The following is a 15,504-nucleotide window of genomic DNA, read 5'->3' on the forward strand; positions in this document are numbered from 1 at the left end:
CCTTCTTTCGTTTGTTTGGTGGTGAGCGGACCCCGGGACGGGGTCAGGATGCCTTCCGGCTCATCCATCGCTCGTGGAGACGGAGCCTGAAGACGTCGATGAGTGCGGCGATGAGGATGACCACGCCGAGGAGGACGCGATCCCACGCGGTGGGTACGCCGAGGAGGTTGATCGCGTTGGTGACCATCGTGATGAGCAGGGCGCCGAGCAGGGTGCCCAGGATGTTCCCTCGCCCGCCGAACAGACTCGTCCCGCCGATGACGACGGCCGCGATCACGGTCAGCTCGATGCCGGAGGCCGTCTGCGGCGAGCCGGCGGCAAGACGAGCGGTGAACAGGACCCCCGCGATCGCTGCGGCTGCCGCGCTGATGACGTACGTGTAGAAGATGATGCGGTTCACACGGATGCCCGCCATCTCCGCCGCCTGCGGGTTGCCGCCGACGGCATACAGGCTGCGGCCGAAAGCCGTCCGCGTCAGCACCAGGTGAGCGATCACCGCGAGGACGACCAACAGCACGATGTTGATCGGGATGCCGAACAGATCGGCGCGCCGCAGGACGTTGTAGAGGTCGGGCACCGGCACGATGCTCGTGCCTCCCGAATAGGCGAATGCGAGGCCGATGGCGATGGAGAGCGTGCCCAACGTCGCGATGAGCGGGGCGATCCGCAAACGGGTGATGGCGAAGCCGTTGACCCCGCCGACCGCGATCCCGACGAGGAGCGCCACCACCAAGGCGAGCCACACCGGCAGCTCCTGGCGCACCACGAGACCGATGGTGAGCACCGACACAATCGCAGGTATGCCCCCGACGGATAGATCGATCCCGGCGCCGATGATGACGAAGGTCATGCCGAGCGCCATGATCCCGAGAGTCGACGCCTGCAGCAGCAGGTTCATCAGGTTGATCGGCGTGAGGAACGTCGGGCTCAGCAGGGTCATGATGATGCCGAAGATCACCACGACGATGATCAGCCCCTGGTCCTGCAGCAATCGCGTCGGATCGAACCGACGGCGCGCCCTGGCGTCGGCGACGCCGGGCTCGGCGGGCGGGGAATCGGTGATCGGATTCACGCCACACTCCTCTCGTGATCACCTGTGGCGATGGCGATGATGATGTTCTTCGTCGCGTTGGCGCGGTCCAACACCGCCGCGAGCGACCCGGCCCGCATCACGCCGAAGCGGTTGGCGACCGGGAGACATTCGTCGAGATCGCTCGAGATCAAGATGATGGCGGCACCGCTCTCGGCGATTCGCTTGATGAGCGCGTAGATCTCCGCCTTGGCGCCGACGTCGACGCCTTTGGTCGGCTCATCGAGGATGAGCACCGAGCACTCGCGGTTCATCCAGCGCGCGAGGATCGCCTTCTGCTGATTTCCCCCCGACAGGGTCCCGATCTCGGTCTCCGTGGACCCGGCTCGGATATCGAGGGTCTGGAACGAGGTGCGCGCCATCCCACGGTCCCTGCGCAGGCTCAGCATCCCGAGTCGGCTGATGCGGTCCAGCAGCGAGATGGAGATGTTCTCGCGGACCGTGAGGATGGGGAAGATGCCGTCCCTCTTGCGCTCTTCAGGAACGAGCCCGATGCCGGCCTCGATGCCGGACACCGCACTCTTCAGCTCGACCTTCCGGCCATGCACCCAGACCTCCCCGGATTCGAGGCGGTCGATGCCGAAGATGCTCCGCGCCACCTCGGTGCGCCCTGAGCCCTCGAGCCCGACGAGCGCGAAAATCTCTCCGGCTCGCACGTCGAAGCTGACATCGCGCACGCGGCGGCCTCGGGTGATGCCGCGGACGGAGATCACGGTGTCGCCGAGCTGCTCGTTGACCGACGGCAGCGCCCGCACATCGCGTCCCACCATCGACCGGACCATCCGTTGGATGGTGAAGCCCTTCGCCGGAGCCGACTCCACGGTCCTGCCGTTACGCATGACCGTGATCCGATCCGCAAGGCGCTGGACCTCGTCCAGGTTGTGCGAGACGTAGAGGATCGCCAGCCCCGCGGCGCGCAGCTTCTCGATCGTCTCGAACAGCCGCTCACGCTCAGCGAGCGAGAGTGCCGTCGTCGGCTCGTCGAAGATGAGTACGCGCGCGTTCTGGGCGAGGCCTCGGGCGATCTCGACCAGCTGCCCGACGCCGGGCGAGAGCATCCGCGCGGGCTGGCGGAGGTCGACGCCCGTGACCAGCGTGTCGAGGACCTTGGACGCTCTCCGCTGCATCTCGCGACGGCGGACCCAAGGTCCGCCCGGCGTCCAGTCCGGGAGGACGACGTTTTCCGCGACACTCAGGTCGGGGATCAGCTGTCGCTCCTGGTGGATCGTCGCGATTCCTTGCCTGCGGGCTCCGGCGACCGAGTCGTGGAGCGGCTCCCCGCCGATCTCCACTACGCCGGAATCTGGTGTGTAATACCCCGAGAGAACCTTGATCAGCGACGACTTGCCGGCACCGTTCTCTCCGATGAGTCCATGGACCTCACCCGCGTACAGATCCAGCCTCGCCTCGGCGAGCGCGACGACTCCCGGGAACCGCTTGACGACGCCTTCGATGTGGACCAGGGGCTGTGGGTCGGACTCGGTCATCCCGTCCATGAGGACCGCCACCCCTGCAGGAACGCCAGTCCATCGCGAGCGAGCGCGTCCGGAGAGGGGGCGAGCTCCCGCCAGATGGAGGCGGCGGTCGCGATGATCTCGTTGTCCGGGGTGAAGGTCTCGATCGACATCGCACCCTCGTAGCCGATCTCGCGCAGCACGGTGCCATAGGCGCCCCAATCGATGTGATCATCGCCCGGGGTTCCGCGGTCGTTGGCGCACACCTGCATGGCCCGCAGCCGCGGTGCGGCTGCGCGAAGCGCTGCCGCGGGATCCTTCTCCTCGATGTTCGCGTGATACGTGTCGAAAAGCAGACCGACCGACTCCGGGGGAAGCGGGTCGATCGCCTCCAGGAGCTGCTCGACCGTATTGATGAACGACGTCTCGTACCGATTGAGCGCTTCCACCGCGAGGACGACACCGACCTCGCCGGCGGCATCTGCGACGGGCTTCATGTTCTCGGCGTACTCCCGCAGCAACTGGCGGCGTTCATCGGCGGTCAGACGCCACGTGCGACCGACAGCCGTGTACATGGGGCCGCCGACGATGCGTGCGCCGACGATGCCGGCGACGTCCACGCAGTGCCGGTAGAAGTCCTGCGTGCGGGCGATCTCCTCGTCGCTGGCCGCCACGATGTTCCGCCCGGGCGGGACCACCGCGGACACGGCGGGCTGGATGCCGTGCTCGCGCACGAGCTCGGCAGCCAGTTCCGGTGTCCAGTCACCCGGATTCTCGAGCACGAGTTCGATCGTCTCGAACCCCCATCCTGCGACCTTCGGGATGACGACGCGGAGGTCTTCATCGGTCAGGGGGGAGTACCAGACGAAGGTGTTGACTCCGATTGTTGCGGTCATGGCTGAGCCTCTCGTTCGGTGATGGGCTTGAGGACGTCGCGGACGTACTCGCTGTTGGCAGCGGCACTCGCGTGGGGATCGCGCTCTGCGTCGGGCGACTCGTCCTCGACGACGATCCACCCGGAGTAGCCGGTCTCGGCGAGCAGTCGCACCGCGCCGGGCATGTCGATCACACCGCTGCCGTTCGGCACCCACTGACCCGCCGCGTCGGCGTCCTTGAGGTGGATGTGATCGACGCGGTCGCGATATCGGCGGATGACCTCCACGCAGTCCATGCCGCCGAGGGCGATGTGGCCGGTGTCGGGGGTCCAGCCGAGACCCTGGGGAAGCCGAGGGAGAACGCGCTCGTAATCGTCGCTGTCGCGAACGATCGATCCGGCTGGCGAGTTCGGGTGATAGGTGGGTGAGACCCCCGCGGCGAGAGCGCGCGCGGTGATCGCTGTCAGACACGAGAGAAGGCGATCCTGCGCCGCTTCCCGCTCCGCGGGCGGTTCGTCGAACGGCCATTGGACGAGCGCGAGCTTCGCGCCTGGGAAGTGGCGGAGCACATCGATGATCCGGTCGGCCTCCGCGCGCTCCTCAGGTGTTTCCTCGGTGTGCCGCCACGGCAGCACAAGGGTGATCGCAGCCAGCGACAGGTCGTTCCCGGTGAGCAGACGCGAAACGGCGTCGGCTGTCTCGTAGCCCTCGGACATGACGACCTCGAACTCGATCCCCTCGAAGCCGTTGCGGCCCACCACCTCGGCGATCTCGCCGAGGCGGCCCCTCCAGGCGCCGCTCATCTGCCAGGCGTAGGTCTGGGAGGCAAATCTGATGGTCATCGGAGGAACTCCTCGCACAGTCGGTTGAAGCGATCGAGTTCCTCCCAGTGGTGGGCATGGCCGCCGGCGAAGACCTCGGTCGTCGAATCGGGAATGAGCTGGGCGAGTTCCTCGCTCGCCGCGATCGGGGTGAACACATCCGCCCGCCCGCATGTGATGAGAACCGGCGCGGTGAGCTCGGTCAGGGATGCGCGCACGTCGTGGCCCACACACGCATCCACCTGCGCTGCGAACGCTGCATCGGACATGCCTCCGGCGGCATTCGTCTCGCGGTCTGCACGCAGCTGCGCCACCCGCTCGGCGTACGCGGGCGGGCTCCAGATGAGCAGCTGGAGCCGGCGAAGGAACGCCTCGGGGCTGAAGGCCGTCCGTGCGTCGCGCAGCTCGTCGAACACGTCCTCACTGACGGGGTTCATCCCAGCCCAGCTCGCGGTGATCACAATGCGGTCGACGAGCTCGGAGTGGCGGAGCGCGAGCTGCTGCGCGATCGCCCCGCCCATCGAGATCCCGACGACACCGGCAGGCGCCGCACTGACCTCGCGGAGGACCTCTGCCGCGTCGTCTGCCATGCGGGCGGTCGTGTACGGCCCATCCGGAGCATCGCTGGCACCGGCTCCCCGATTGTCGATCAGGATGCAACGGAACGTGCGTTCCCATGATTCGACGTGCGGCTCCCAGGCGGAATGGTCGGCCCCCAGGCCCATGAGAAGGAGCAGCGGCTTCCCGGATCCGCGCTCTTCCCACGCGATCCGGACCCCGTCGCTGGTGGTGATCTCACGCATGGCGGTGCCGAGCGATCAAGTCATGCACGAACGGGGCACCGGCAGCCCCATCGCGCTCGGTGTTCGGCCAGAAGCAGTAGTCGACGGTCCACCACTCGAGATCGGTGGCCGCCGTTCCGAGCGTCTCGATGACGGCGTCGAAGTCGACCGAGCCGGTGCCGAAGGGGAGATGCTCGCTGGTCTCATCATCGTGGAGCTCGCCGACCGAGTCGATCAGGTGGAGGTGCCGCACATACGGCTTGAGCAGACGGGCGTACTCGACCTCTCCTCCCTCGAGTAGCTCGACGGGCTCGGTCTGCCGCTGACCGCGAGCACTGGTCAATGCGTGACTCGTGTCGAAGAGCACGCCGAAGTTGTCGCTCTCCACCTCCTTGAGCAGCCGAAGCACCTCGCTCGGACCGTTGAGCCAGAACCCGGGCTCGAATTCCCACACCAGCTGCACGCCCGAACGAGCGAGTCGCTCGGCGGCCGCGGTGAAGTTGTTGCGCAGCCGCGTGAACTGCGCCTCGTACTCCGCCTCGCCCAGCGTGGCCGGGCCGGAGACCGAGTCGACGCGCAGCGTCGTGATTCCCAGACGCTCGCAGAAGGCTCGAGCGGCATCGATGAGCCGCAGGTAGCTCGCTTCAGAACTCACGGTGGGCGGTGCGGGCGTCATGTCCGGGGCGAATCCGGAGATGCCAAGGCCGAAGGATTCGATCTGCTGGCGCAGCTTCTGGCACTTGACATCGGAGTTGAAGTCGTCCTGGTGCGGATGCGGTCGAAAGCCGTTGATCTCGATTCCGTCGTAACCGGCTTCTGCAACATATTGGCATACGCGTTGGAAAGACCACGGGTCGGACGAGTACGGCCCGAAGGCGAATGCCCAGCTGCCGAAAGACACCTTCGGCGCGGGCTTCTCGCCCCTGCCTGTGTCTTGCCCAGCAGAAACCGCGGAATTACGGGCCACGTTCGGCCTCCTCTTCGTTGAGTTCTCACCTCGTTGGAGACTTACCATACGAAGACGATTCATCGACTGCCTTGGAGATCGCGTGCACACTATTGGAAAAAATCGGCATTCCCGTCCACGCTCTGTACCCCCCAACCCGTATCGGACCCGCCTGCGCGACTTCGAGCCGTGGGAGAAGATGAGGGAGAAGATCTCGATCCAGCCCGGTCTGGAGGCGTTCCGGTGGATACCGGATGTCTATCTGTTCATCAAGGATCGCGATCGCCGGTTCGTGTACTTCAGCGCAAACTTTCCGGCACTGCTCGACCGCACCGCCCGCGAGTTGATCGGTGCCCGCGACGAGGACATCTCGCCCGAGCACCTGGTCGAGCATTACCGGTCGGATGACAACGCCGTCCTGACGTCGGGCATCGAGTTGACGAGCATCGTCGAACTGGTGAGCGAGCCCGGGGGCGGTTACGCGTGGAACATCACATCGAAGTGGCCGATCCACGACCGCTCGTCAGGCGAGATCGTCGCCGTGGGCGGGGTGACCCGCCGCCTTCAGCAGCACCGCGACAGCGAAGATCGCTACCTCATGCTCCAGCCGGCCGCGGAGCTGATGGTGAAGAACCTCGGCCGCAATGTGTCCCTTGCCGAGCTCGCCGCGTCCGTGTCATTGTCCCCCAGTCAGTTCAGCCGGGTGTTCCAGGATCGCTTCGGCGTGACGCCGCACCAGTACCTTCGACGTCTGCGGATGGATGCCGCTGCTGATCTGCTCACGTCGACCGACCTCTCCCTGAAGGAGATCGCACACGAGTGCGGATATTACGACCAGAGCCACATGAGCAACGACTTCCGGAAGGCAAAGCACATGCCCCCGGGCGCGTATCGTGAGCGCTACCGTACGACCATCCGGCCGGTATGAACATCCGGTAGCGTTCAGCCGTGAGCACTGCCACCTGGCCCTCGCCCGCGCTCCCCGACCTGCGCGACACTCCGCCGCTGCGCTGGGGCATCGCTGGGGCGGGCGCGATCGCGCACGACTGGGTCCGGGCGCTGCACGCGCACACGAGCCAGCGGGTGCACGCGGTGGCCGCGCGCGATTCGGCGCGTGCCGCCGCCTTCGCGGGGGCTCACGGCATCCCTCGCTCCTACGGGTCGTACGCCGCGCTCGCGGACGATGCCGCCGTCGACATCGTGTACGTCGCCACGACCACCGAGCATCACCTCGGTACTGCCCTGCAGCTCATCGCGGCCGGCAAGCACGTGCTCGTCGAGAAGCCGCTGGGCTGCACCGCGGCCGAAGCACGCCAGATCGCCGCCGCCGCCCGGCAGAGCGGTGTATATGCCCGCGAGAACATATGGACGCTCGACCTGCCGCACACGCGCGTCATCGAACGTGTCATCGGCGACGGCGCCATCGGCGAGGTGCAGGTGGTCGAGGCTGATTTCAGCGTCGCGTTCGACCCGATCGAGTCGGCGCGGGTGTTCGCCCCCTCCATCGGCGCCGGGGCGCTGCTGGATGTCGGCATCTATCCGCTCTCGTTCGCCCAGCGCCTCGTGGGCCCGCCGCTCGAAACGCGCACGGTCGGGGCCCTCACCGATCAGGGCGTGGACCGCCGGGCGGTCGTCGTGTCGCGGCACGCCGACGATGCGCTGTCGATCTCGACCACGGCGCTGGACATCGACCGCCCGAACCTGGCGACGATCGTCGGATCGCGGGGTCGCATCGATGTGCGCACCGACTTCTACTGCCCCGCGAGCTTCGATCTGGTCGCCGACGGGCGCACCCGCACGTGGCACCCCGACCCGGCCATCGCCGGGCGTGACGGGCTCTGTCACACCGCAGTCGCCGCAGCGGCCGACATCCATGCCGGCCGCACCGCCGAGATCGCGCTCACCGCCTCGATCGGGGTCCTCGAGACGATCGACGAGGCGCGCCGGCAGCTCCAGGTCACGGCAGTGCTCTGACCATCCAGCGGGTGTCGCCGTCGTCGGCGACCGTCGTGAAGCCGAGGTGCTCATAGAACGCGATGGCGTTCGCGTTGTCCGACCCGACGCCCAGATGCACGCCGGGCGCACCGCGGCGGGCGAGCTCGGCGAGCAGCCAGCGCATGAGCCGGCCGCCCACCCCGGTGCCCCGCACGCGCGGCAGCAGGTCGATGTGCAGATGCGCGGGGTGCTGGCCGAGCAGCTCGTGCGGCGGCTTCTCGGGCGCGTGGATGCGCTCGATGAGCCACCTGTCCTCGGCAGCGCCCGCGCCGATCGGATACTGGCGGCGCAGCACCGGCCACCACTCAGCCTCTCGCCAGAGCTCGAATGCGGCGGTGTCGATCGCCGCCAGGACGTACCCGGCGACCCCCTCCTCGTCGACGACCACGCGTGCGAGCGTGCCAGGGCCGACGACGTACGCACCGGCGTAGACATGCCCGACCAGATCCGGGTTGCGGCGGGCATTTCCCCCCGGCCAGCCCGGGTCGTCGGCGAGCAGGCAGACTCGGTACACGCCCGGCAGGTCGAAGGCCTGCGCGTCGCGGATCTCGTGCATGACCGCACCGTAGCGGGGCCGTGGACCAGACCGCTCGAAGTGGTCTACGCTCATTTTCAAGAGAGTGGCTCATGGCACCCCCGTGAAACCGCGGAATTCCGCGGTTTGTGCATCAGAAGTGGTCTACATCGGGCCTCTCGTCGGCGCGCCGAGAGGGCTAGCATGCGGTCATGATCGACATCTCCCGGGGCATGACGCGGGAAGACGTGCGCGCGCACATCCGTGCCCTGGTCTCACAGTTGTCGGTCGGCGAGCGTCTCCCTGGGGAGAGAGACCTCGCTGCGAGCCTCGGCGTGGCGCGCATGACTGTGCGCCACGCCGAGGACGCGCTTGTTCGAGAGGGGCTGCTCGAGCGCCGCCAGGGGTCGGGGACGTACGTCACTCCCCGACCCCTGGTGCGCGCGCTCGGTCTGACGTCCTTCTCCCAGGACATGCGCAGCCGCGGACTCGTGCCCGGGAGCCGCCTCGTGTCGTTCCGCAGCATCACCGCCGATCCCACCCTGGCCGGCCAGCTCGACATCCCCGTCGGCGACGAGGTTCTCAGCTTCACCCGCCTGCGGCTGGGCAGCGGCATCGCCATGGCCGTGGAGACCACATGGCTCGCCGCCCGCTATGCGCCGGGGCTCTGCGACGCCGACCTCGAAGGGTCGCTCTACGACGTGCTGGCCACGCGCTACGGCATCACGACCGGGAACGCACGCGTGGCGATCGAGCCCGTGCTGCCCGACCCCTCGGTGCGCGAACTGCTCGACATCCCCGCCGACCAGGCCTGTCTGCGCCTGCGGATGATCGATTCCGACCGGCGCGGGAGGGTCATCATGGTCGCCAACTGCGTGTACCGCGGCGACAAGTACCATCTCGTCGCCGATGTCACCGCGGGTGCGTTCACCCGTGCCCCCGGAGCCGACTCGTGAGCGGTCTGCTCGCAGTCGACGGCGGCCAGACCACCCTCCGCGCGGGCGCCGGCGACCTTCGGGCCGAGAGTCCGGGTCCGCGCCGCACCGACGACCCCGCGACGCTCGCAGACGCCGTCATCGCGCTGTGGCGCCGACTGGACCGCCCGCACGTGGACACGATCGCGCTCGGCCTGTCGATGCTGCCGGCGGCGCCCGGCGACCGCGTGGAGGTCGCCGAGCACCTGCAGCGCCAGACCGCCGCCGCTACCGTGATCATGGCCGACGACGGGATCACCGCCCACCTGGGCGCCCTGCCCGATCTGGAGGGCATCTCGGTGACCGCCGGAACCGGTGTCGCCTGCACGGGGTTCATGCCGGGTCACCCGGTCGCCGTCGTCGACGGGGCCGGATTCCTGCTCGGCGACGAGGGCGGCGGATTCTGGATCGGCCGCGAGGGCCTGCGCGCGGCCGTGCGCGCCCACGACGGCCGAGGCCCTGCCACCGCGCTCACCGCGGCCGCGGAGGCGCGGTTCGGCTCCCTCGCCGGGCTGCCCGACCGGCTCCACGAGGACGCGCGCCCCGCCGAGACCATTGCGGGCTTCGCGGTCGACGTCCAGCAGCTGGCCGCCGACCCGGTCGCCGCCGACATCGTCGGCCGCGCGGCCGCGGCCCTGCGCGAGTCCGCCGAGGCGGCCGCCCGCCGCACCCAGGCAACGGTCGTCTCCCTGGGCGGCCGCGCCCTCACCGCCGGCGGACCGCTGCACGCCGCCACGCGAGCGCAGCTCGCCGCGAGCGGGTTCACGACGGTGGATGCCGCGGGCACACCGCTGGACGGCGCCCGGCGCCTGACCGCCGGGCTGCCCGACGCGTTCGCGCCGCATGTGCACACCTACACGAGAACGGTGGTGCCCCATGAGCGATGACAGCCCGGCGTACGCGCTCGAGTACCTGGCCACGGCCGCGGGCCTGCTCGGCCACCTCGCCGCCACCCAGAGCCGCGAGCTCGCCGCCGCCGCCGACCTGGTGGCAGACGCGGTGCGCGCAGGGCGCAGCATCCACGCCTTCGGCACCGGCCACTCGCACATGCTCGCCGAAGAGCTCTTCTACCGGGCCGGTGGCCTCGTGAATGTGCGGCCCATCCTGTTCGAGGGGCTGATGCTGCACGCCAGCGCCCCCTTGTCCACGGCGCTCGAGCGGCTGTCGGGTCTTGCGGCCGCGCTCGTCGACGACCACGAGGTGGCGGCCGGCGACGTGGTGGTGGTGGCGTCCAACTCCGGCAGCAATGCGGTCACGGTCGAGCTCGTCGCCGAGGTGCAGCGCCGCGGAGCCGCCACGATCGCGATCACGAGCATCGCGCACGCGACCTCGGGCCAGGCACGCCTGACCGGCCGTCCGAAGCTGCACGAGGTGGCGACCGTGACGATCGACAACGGCGGCATCGTCGGCGATGCGGCGATCGCCGTCCCGGGCCTGGACCGGCGGGTCGCCCCCACCTCGACGGTCGTGGGCGCCGCGGCGCTCAACGCGATCGTCGCCGAGGCGGTCGGACGCCTGGTGGCCACCGGGGTCACCCCGGCTGTCTTCGCCAGCAGCAACACGGCCGGCGGCGACGCCATCAATGCATCGCTGCTGCACGGGAACGGCACGCCGGCATGACGGGGTTCGAGATCCGCGGCATCGTCGAGGGCTTCTACGGGAGGCCCTGGACGCACGCCCAGCGCCTCGACATGATCTCGTTCCTGGCCGGTTTGGGCATGAACACCTACGTGTACTCGCCCAAGGACGATCCCGGCGTGCGGTTCACCTGGCGCACCCCGTACACCGCCGCCGAGCGCGACCGACTGCGCGAGCTCATCTCCGCCGCACAGCGCGCCGGCCTGCGCTTCGTGTACGCCCTCTCCCCCGGCCTCACCGTGCGGTACGGCGACCCGGCCGACGAGCAGGCGATCCTCGACCGATTCACAGCGGTCGCCGAAGACGGCGTGGCCGATTTCGGGCTGTTCTTCGACGACATCCCGGCCGACCTGCAGCACGATGCCGACCGAGAGCGCTATCCCGACCTGATCGCCGCGCAGCTCGACCTCATCGGCCGCGTCGCCGCGCGCGCACCCGGCTCATTGGTCATCTGCCCGACGACGTACTTCGGCTACGGCGACGAAGATCACATCAGGCGCCTCGGCCGCGGGCTGCCGGCCGAGGTCGGTCTGCTGTGGACCGGTCGCCAGATCTGCTCCACCACGATCGACGCCGACGACGCCCGCCGCTTCCTCGCCGCCACCGGCCATCGTCCGGTGTTCTGGGACAACTACCCCGTCAACGACGTGGCGATGACCGCCGAGCTGCACATCGGACCGTACCGCGGCCGCAGCGCCGATCTCGCGGAGGCCGCGGCAGGGGTGATCGCCAACCCGATGGAACGGCCCGAGGCATCCAAGATCGCCCTGTTCACGATCGCGCGCTACCTCGCCGACCCTGCCTCCTACGACCCCGACGCGAGCTGGGACGCCGCGCTGGAGGTGCTGGTGCCCGACCGCGCCGACCGCGCGGCGTTCCGTCTGTTCGCCCGCACGAGCCTCGGATCCTGCCTGAACCCGGACGACGCACCCGACTTCTCCGCGGTGCTCGCGCGCGCGCTGTTCCTCGTATCGCAGGGAGAGACGGATGCCGCAGCCGACGCGCTGAGCGGGCTCGCCGGCGAGTACCTCGCCGCTGCGGCGACGCTGCTGGACGCACCCGGCTTCAGCGCACCGGCGCTGCGCGACGAGACGCGCCCGTGGATCGAGGCGTTCCGGGTCGGCGCCGGCGCCATCGCCGAGATGGCGGAGCACATCCGCGCGGGCCTGGACCCCGCCGACCCCCGCCTTGCGGCCCTCGTGCGCACGCGCGACGCGCTGCGCGCAGGCGGACGGCGCGTGTTCGGCGACACGCTGGACATGGCCATCACCGACCTGCAATCAGGGCATTACACCAGGCCCGACCCCCACACCAGTCCCGACACCAGAAGGAGTGCATCATGAGAACGTCACGATCACGCATGCTCGCCGTGGGCGCGATGCTCGGCGCCGGCGCCGTCATCATCACCGGCTGCGCCGGCGGCGGCAGCGGCGACGACGGCGGAGACCAGACTCTGCGCATCGCCATGGGCTCGCCCGGCGAGGCCCAGATCCGCGTCTGGGAGGCCGCCGGCGCCGAGTTCCAGAAGACCCACGAAGGCTGGACTGTCGAGTTCAACTTCATGGACGACGACCAGTACCAGACGATCGGGCTGCCGAACCTGCTGGCCGGACGCAACGCCCCGGACATCTACTTCGAGTGGGTGGGAAGCCGCCTCGAGACCCGGTACGCCGACGGGTTCGCCGCCGACCTGACCGAGGCCGTGCAGGGGCCGCTGGGCGAGCTGTTCGACCCCGAGGCGTTCGGCCCAGGCACGATCGACGGCAAGGTGGTGATGGTTCCGCACATCGCCGACGTCACCAACGTGCTGTGGTACAACACCGACATCTTCGCCGAGCATGGCCTCACCCCGCCCGCGACGTGGGATGAGCTGCTGTCCATCTGCGACACGCTGTCGGCAGAAGGCATCCCGCCCATCGCGTCCGGCAACAAGGACCTGTGGGCGGCCGGCAACTGGCTGGGTCACGTCACGTCACGGGTCGTGGGAGAGGATGTCTACGACTCGGCGCTCAAGGGCGAGACCTCGTTCGACACCCCCGAGTGGGTGGCGGCGTTCGAGAAGGTCAAGGAGCTGGCCGACCACAACTGCGTGAACGAGTCGATCAACGCGATCAACGACAACGAGGGCGCGCAGCTGTTCTTCCAGGGTGAGGCGGCCATGCACGCGATCGGATCATGGCTGGTCAGCTGGGCGATCGATGAGGCGCCCGACCTGAACTTCGACTTCGTGAACTGGCCCGAGATGGACGGCGCCGGCGATCAGGGCTCGGTCATCGGCGTGGTCACCGGGTACGTGGTCAACGCCGAGAGCGACGCGGCGCACCAGGAGGCGGCGATCGAGTTCCTCACCCTGCTGAACTCCGACACGGTCGTCGACGAGTTCATCGCGGCCGAGGCGGTGCCCATGGCCCTGAGCGCCGGCGACAACGCCGAGATCGACGAGCGCACCCTGCGCCTGAACGCCCTGCTGTCGGAGTCGGGCGTCGTGATCAACCCGCCGGACACCGGCTACGACCTCGGCACGGCTGAGGCGTTCTACAGTGCATTGGCGGCAGTGATCGGCGGCCAGTCCACGCCGGAAGAGGCGGTCGCCACGCTCGCCGGCGCGGTCGGCTGACCGCGCGGCGCACCGGGAGCAGGAGGAGGAGAGGATGACGCCTGCGCGTCGCTGGATCCCCTACGTCTTCCTGCTCCCGGCGCTGCTGGTCTTCGCGTTCGCGGTGCTGCTGCCCGTGGGGATGACCGCCGGCTACAGCCTGACCGAGTGGAACGGGTACGGCGAGCAGCTGTTCGTCGGGATCGCGAACTACGTCGAGCTGCTGGGTGATCAGCTGTTCGCCCGGTCGTTCCTGCACATCACGCTGTACATCCTGGCGACGCTCGTGCTCGAGGTGCTGGTGGGGCTGATGCTCGCCGGGCTCGTGACCTCGCGGCGCGGCCGGGGGGTGTGGTTCCGCACGGCGGTGTTCACGCCGGTGCTGCTGCCGATGGTGGTCGTGGCGGTCCTGTGGTCGTTCATCTACAACCCCGACTTCGGGTTGATCAATGCGACCCTGCGCGCCCTGGGGCTGGACGAGTTCACCCGCCTGTGGCTGGGCGACACCTCCACGGCGCTGCTCGCGATCTGCGTCGTGTCGGGGTGGGTGTTCGCCGGGTTCTACATGACGATCTTCGTGGCCGCGCTCACCCAGGTGCCGCAGGAGGTCGTGGAGGCGGCCCGGCTGGACGGCGCCAACGAGTGGCACATCTTCTGGCGCGTCAAGGTGCCCATGATCCGCGGCTCGATCGAGGTCGCGGTGCTGCTGTGCGTGACCGGCGGCTTCCAGGGCTTCGACCTGTTCTACGTGCTCACCAACGGGGGTCCGTACTACAGCACCGAGATCCCCACGACGTACCTGGTGCGCACGGTGTTCCACAACGGCGACGTCGGGTACGGCTCGGCGATGGCGGTCGCTCTGACGGCGGTCGTCGTCGTGTGCGGGGTGGTCTTCATGCGGCTGCGGCGGGCGGCGACCGAGCGGGCCCAGCGTCCGCGCGGCGAGACGGCGGAGCCGGCGGCCGCGGCGATGCCCGAGTCGACGGCGGTGGCATCGTGAGGCTCGCGGCGGGACGAGTGCTGGTCACCGTCCTGCTCGTGCTCATCGCGGCGGTGTTCTTCTTCCCGCTCGTGTGGATGGTGGCGTCCAGCTTCAAGACGAACAGCGAGATCTTCCGCACCCCATTCGCGCCGCCGTCGTCGATCGACTTCGAGCAGTGGGTGCGGGCGTGGGATGTCGGCAACATCGGCCAGTACGCGCTCAACAGCGTGATCACCACTGGCACCTCGGTGCTGTTGATCCTGATTTTCTCGGCGGCGGCGGCGTATGCGTTCAGTCGGTACCGGTTCCGCGGCGACAAGTGGCTGATGGGGCTGCTGGCGCTGGGGCTGCTGCTTCCGGTGCAGTCGTACTTCATCGCGCAGTCGACGCTGTTCCGCGATCTCGACATCCTCGACACCCGGCTGGCGCTGATCATCCCGTACACGGCGATGGGCATCCCGCTGGCGACCTTCCTGCTGAAGACGTTCCTCGACGGCATCCCGGAGGAGCTCTTCGAGGCCGCGCGGGTGGACGGCGCGGGAGACCTGCGCATGTTCGCCGTGATCGCCCTGCCGCTGCTGCGCCCGGGGCTGGCGACGGTGGCGATCTTCTCGGCCCTGAACACCTGGAACGAGTTCCTGCTGGCGCTGCTGTACATCCAGGACGACTCGCTCAAGACGATCCCGACGGGCCTGCTCGCCTTCTCGTCGCGGTACGTCACCGACTACGGGATGCTGTTCGCGGCGCTGTCGATCATCACGATCCCCATGGTCGTGATCTACATCGTCTTCAACCGTCAGGTCACCGAAGGCATCACCGCAGGCTCGCTGAAATAGC

16 protein-coding genes are annotated in these 15,504 nt (G+C 68.7%); 9 read left to right on the forward strand and 7 right to left on the reverse strand.

Going from position 1 to position 15,504, the window contains the following annotated elements; translation table 11 throughout:
• Nucleotides 1-43 precede the first annotated feature (43 nt).
• From ACIWQI_RS10680 to ACIWQI_RS10705, 6 genes are read right to left on the reverse strand one after another with little or no spacing between them, the layout of a single operon-like run.
• A complete protein-coding gene (locus ACIWQI_RS10680; protein ID WP_396657324.1) occupies nt 44-1,072 on the reverse strand; it encodes an ABC transporter permease in 1,029 nt (342 codons plus the stop codon).
• Nucleotides 1,069-2,577, reverse strand: a complete 1,509-nt coding sequence (locus tag ACIWQI_RS10685) for a sugar ABC transporter ATP-binding protein (RefSeq protein WP_396657325.1) — start codon at nt 2,575-2,577, stop codon at nt 1,069-1,071. The genes ACIWQI_RS10680 and ACIWQI_RS10685 overlap by 4 nt, the downstream gene beginning before the upstream one ends.
• On the reverse strand, nt 2,574-3,440 hold the full coding sequence (locus ACIWQI_RS10690) for a sugar phosphate isomerase/epimerase family protein (protein WP_396657326.1): 867 nt from the start codon (nt 3,438-3,440) through the stop codon (nt 2,574-2,576). Before ACIWQI_RS10690 ends, ACIWQI_RS10685 begins: the two co-directional genes overlap by 4 nt.
• Nucleotides 3,437-4,261 carry a sugar phosphate isomerase/epimerase family protein gene (locus tag ACIWQI_RS10695; protein ID WP_396657327.1) on the reverse strand — a complete coding sequence of 275 codons (825 nt, stop codon included), beginning with the start codon at nt 4,259-4,261 and terminating at the stop codon, nt 3,437-3,439. Before ACIWQI_RS10695 ends, ACIWQI_RS10690 begins: the two co-directional genes overlap by 4 nt.
• Entirely contained in the window at nt 4,258-5,043 is a 786-nt protein-coding gene (locus ACIWQI_RS10700; RefSeq protein WP_396657328.1) for an alpha/beta fold hydrolase, read from the reverse strand. The genes ACIWQI_RS10695 and ACIWQI_RS10700 overlap by 4 nt, the downstream gene beginning before the upstream one ends.
• Nucleotides 5,036-6,052 (reverse strand): sugar phosphate isomerase/epimerase family protein, encoded by a 1,017-nt coding sequence (locus ACIWQI_RS10705; RefSeq protein ID WP_396657329.1) that lies wholly within the window; start codon nt 6,050-6,052, stop codon nt 5,036-5,038. The genes ACIWQI_RS10700 and ACIWQI_RS10705 overlap by 8 nt, the downstream gene beginning before the upstream one ends.
• 115 nt (nt 6,053-6,167) lie before the next feature.
• Between ACIWQI_RS10705 and ACIWQI_RS10710 the strand changes: the two genes are divergently transcribed.
• Both ACIWQI_RS10710 and ACIWQI_RS10715 read left to right on the forward strand, forming a co-directional pair.
• Nucleotides 6,168-6,896: a helix-turn-helix domain-containing protein gene (locus ACIWQI_RS10710; RefSeq protein ID WP_396657331.1), complete on the forward strand. Its 729-nt coding sequence runs from the start codon at nt 6,168-6,170 to the stop codon at nt 6,894-6,896.
• A gap of 20 nt (nt 6,897-6,916) precedes the next feature.
• Complete coding sequence (locus tag ACIWQI_RS10715; RefSeq protein ID WP_396657333.1) at nt 6,917-7,942, forward strand: Gfo/Idh/MocA family protein; 1,026 nt, start codon at nt 6,917-6,919, stop codon at nt 7,940-7,942.
• Here the strand turns inward: ACIWQI_RS10715 and ACIWQI_RS10720 are convergent.
• Nucleotides 7,926-8,519, reverse strand: a complete 594-nt coding sequence (locus tag ACIWQI_RS10720; protein ID WP_396657334.1) for a GNAT family N-acetyltransferase — start codon at nt 8,517-8,519, stop codon at nt 7,926-7,928. The genes ACIWQI_RS10715 and ACIWQI_RS10720 overlap by 17 nt on opposite strands.
• 170 nt (nt 8,520-8,689) lie before the next feature.
• Here ACIWQI_RS10720 and ACIWQI_RS10725 point away from each other — a divergent pair, with 170 nt between their 5' ends.
• Genes ACIWQI_RS10725 through ACIWQI_RS10755 form a run of 7 tightly spaced genes read left to right on the forward strand, consistent with a single transcriptional unit; the run spans nt 8,690 to nt 15,503 of the window.
• Complete coding sequence (locus tag ACIWQI_RS10725) at nt 8,690-9,433, forward strand: GntR family transcriptional regulator (protein ID WP_396657335.1); 744 nt, start codon at nt 8,690-8,692, stop codon at nt 9,431-9,433.
• On the forward strand, nt 9,430-10,338 hold the full coding sequence (locus tag ACIWQI_RS10730; RefSeq protein ID WP_396657336.1) for an N-acetylglucosamine kinase: 909 nt from the start codon (nt 9,430-9,432) through the stop codon (nt 10,336-10,338). The genes ACIWQI_RS10725 and ACIWQI_RS10730 overlap by 4 nt, the downstream gene beginning before the upstream one ends.
• Nucleotides 10,328-11,071: a sugar isomerase domain-containing protein gene (locus tag ACIWQI_RS10735; RefSeq protein WP_396657338.1), complete on the forward strand. Its 744-nt coding sequence runs from the start codon at nt 10,328-10,330 to the stop codon at nt 11,069-11,071. The genes ACIWQI_RS10730 and ACIWQI_RS10735 overlap by 11 nt, the downstream gene beginning before the upstream one ends.
• Nucleotides 11,068-12,432: a protein O-GlcNAcase gene (locus ACIWQI_RS10740; RefSeq protein ID WP_396657339.1), complete on the forward strand. Its 1,365-nt coding sequence runs from the start codon at nt 11,068-11,070 to the stop codon at nt 12,430-12,432. Before ACIWQI_RS10735 ends, ACIWQI_RS10740 begins: the two co-directional genes overlap by 4 nt.
• Entirely contained in the window at nt 12,429-13,706 is a 1,278-nt protein-coding gene (locus ACIWQI_RS10745; RefSeq protein ID WP_396657341.1) for an ABC transporter substrate-binding protein, read from the forward strand. The genes ACIWQI_RS10740 and ACIWQI_RS10745 overlap by 4 nt, the downstream gene beginning before the upstream one ends.
• 34 nt (nt 13,707-13,740) lie before the next feature.
• A complete protein-coding gene (locus ACIWQI_RS10750; protein ID WP_396657342.1) occupies nt 13,741-14,685 on the forward strand; it encodes a carbohydrate ABC transporter permease in 945 nt (314 codons plus the stop codon).
• Between the two features lie 17 nt (nt 14,686-14,702).
• On the forward strand, nt 14,703-15,503 hold the full coding sequence (locus ACIWQI_RS10755; RefSeq protein WP_396657343.1) for a carbohydrate ABC transporter permease: 801 nt from the start codon (nt 14,703-14,705) through the stop codon (nt 15,501-15,503).
• Nucleotide 15,504: the final 1 nt, after the last annotated feature.

It is taken from the genome of Microbacterium sp. (assembly GCF_044508325.1).
In the GTDB taxonomy this organism is placed as follows: domain Bacteria; phylum Actinomycetota; class Actinomycetes; order Actinomycetales; family Microbacteriaceae; genus Microbacterium.

What these genes read in the sequence shown, in the direction of transcription:
- ACIWQI_RS10685 (WP_396657325.1), bottom strand. Translation starts at nt 2,577, where the DNA reads ATGACCGAGTCCGACCCACAGCCCCTGGTCCACATCGAAGGCGTCGTC.
- ACIWQI_RS10690 (WP_396657326.1), bottom strand. Translation starts at nt 3,440, where the DNA reads ATGACCGCAACAATCGGAGTCAACACCTTCGTCTGGTACTCCCCCCTG.
- ACIWQI_RS10695 (WP_396657327.1), bottom strand. Translation starts at nt 4,261, where the DNA reads ATGACCATCAGATTTGCCTCCCAGACCTACGCCTGGCAGATGAGCGGC.
- ACIWQI_RS10700 (WP_396657328.1), bottom strand. Translation starts at nt 5,043, where the DNA reads ATGCGTGAGATCACCACCAGCGACGGGGTCCGGATCGCGTGGGAAGAG.
- ACIWQI_RS10705 (WP_396657329.1), bottom strand. Translation starts at nt 6,052, where the DNA reads ATGAATCGTCTTCGTATGGTAAGTCTCCAACGAGGTGAGAACTCAACG.
- ACIWQI_RS10710 (WP_396657331.1), top strand. Translation starts at nt 6,168, where the DNA reads ATGAGGGAGAAGATCTCGATCCAGCCCGGTCTGGAGGCGTTCCGGTGG.
- ACIWQI_RS10720 (WP_396657334.1), bottom strand. Translation starts at nt 8,519, where the DNA reads ATGCACGAGATCCGCGACGCGCAGGCCTTCGACCTGCCGGGCGTGTAC.
- ACIWQI_RS10725 (WP_396657335.1), top strand. Translation starts at nt 8,690, where the DNA reads ATGATCGACATCTCCCGGGGCATGACGCGGGAAGACGTGCGCGCGCAC.
- ACIWQI_RS10735 (WP_396657338.1), top strand. Translation starts at nt 10,328, where the DNA reads ATGAGCGATGACAGCCCGGCGTACGCGCTCGAGTACCTGGCCACGGCC.
- ACIWQI_RS10740 (WP_396657339.1), top strand. Translation starts at nt 11,068, where the DNA reads ATGACGGGGTTCGAGATCCGCGGCATCGTCGAGGGCTTCTACGGGAGG.
- ACIWQI_RS10745 (WP_396657341.1), top strand. Translation starts at nt 12,429, where the DNA reads ATGAGAACGTCACGATCACGCATGCTCGCCGTGGGCGCGATGCTCGGC.
- ACIWQI_RS10750 (WP_396657342.1), top strand. Translation starts at nt 13,741, where the DNA reads ATGACGCCTGCGCGTCGCTGGATCCCCTACGTCTTCCTGCTCCCGGCG.